Below are 238 nucleotides of genomic sequence, written 5' to 3' on the forward strand. Positions count from 1 at the left end.
CGCCAGCGCATGAGCGATCCGCCTCGATCAGAAAATCGAATCGCGGTCCACGCCCTGCCGGATCATGCGGCGCTTGAGCTTGACGAGCGCTTCCTGTTGGATCTGGCGAATGCGTTCCCGTGTCAGGCCGAGCCGCGCGGCCAGCACCTCGAGCGTCTCCGGCTCCCTGTCGTGCAGACCGTAGCGGCCGGCGAGCACCTCGCGCTCACGCTCGCTCAACTCCCCCAGCCAGGTGTCC

Annotated in this window: 1 protein-coding gene; it reads right to left on the minus strand. The window is 67.6% G+C overall.

The genetic code is table 11. The features are described 5' to 3' along the window. Positions 1-27 precede the first annotated feature (27 nt). Positions 28-238: sigma factor-like helix-turn-helix DNA-binding protein (locus BST14_RS28965; protein ID WP_281252841.1), on the minus strand; the 211-nt coding region annotated here is incomplete at its 5' end.

Source organism: Mycobacterium arosiense ATCC BAA-1401 = DSM 45069, assembly GCF_002086125.1.
Lineage (GTDB): Bacteria > Actinomycetota > Actinomycetes > Mycobacteriales > Mycobacteriaceae > Mycobacterium > Mycobacterium arosiense.